Origin of the sequence: Streptomyces sp. NPDC127092, assembly GCF_042722475.1 — a bacterium.
Taxonomy (GTDB): Bacteria; Actinomycetota; Actinomycetes; order Streptomycetales; family Streptomycetaceae; genus Streptomyces.
The window spans coordinates 498-1289 of the sequence record NZ_JBHXFE010000280.1; the positions used below are offsets into that span (position 1 = coordinate 498).

General features: G+C 63.5%; 1 protein-coding gene. It reads left to right on the forward strand.

All coding sequences use genetic code 11. From position 1 onward, the window contains the following. Window positions 1-12 precede the first annotated feature (12 nt). Window positions 13-792: hypothetical protein (locus tag ACFWJO_RS39670; protein WP_386873151.1), on the forward strand; the 780-nt coding region annotated here is incomplete at its 3' end.

Here is a 792-nt window from a genome sequence, read left to right on the forward strand (position 1 = left end):
GGTCCGCTGCAGGTGGAGTGGATCGCCAGACTGGAGCGTGAGCAGCCGAATCTGCGCGACGCCATGGAGTTCTGCCTCAGCGAGGACGGCGAGGCAGAAGCGGGCATGCGCATCGTCACCGCGATGTATCAATTCTGGTTCGTGCGAGGGTTGTTCAGCGAAGGCCGTCACTGGCTCGATCGTGCACTCACAAGTCAGGAAGGTCAGCAACCCTTCGACCGGATCGAGGCTTTGTGCACCAGCAGCATGCTGGCCGCGTTGCAGGGCGACGTTGCCGCCGGCACCGTATCGACGGACCGGGCACGACTGCTGGCTGCCGGGGTTGGGGATGCCGACCTCGATGCGTTGGTCGCCTTCGCGGAGGGGTGCCTCGCCGTTTCCAACGGAGAGCTTCGGACAGGTATCGCCAGCCTCGAGAACGCGATCAACGTCTTCCGTCCCGAAGGCGATCTCAACCAGCTGGTGCCGGCACTGGTCTGGCTGGCGCTCGCCTTCGAGATGACCGGCGACATCCAGCGAGCTACAGAGAGCTACGAGGAGCTCATCGCGCTTACCGAGTCGCGGGAGGAAAGAATATGGCGAGCAATGGCGTTGTGTGACTATGGTTTCGCGATGTGGCAGCACGGAGAACGTGAGCGTGGAACCGCGCTCCTCGAGGATGGTCTGCGGTTGTCCCGGATGGTGGGAAGTCAGCTGAGCTACGCCTGGGCGCTCGAGCAATTTGCGTGGACCGACGTCGAACAGAGGCCGGAACGGTCCACGGTGCTGCTGGGCGCTGCGGACGTACTGTTC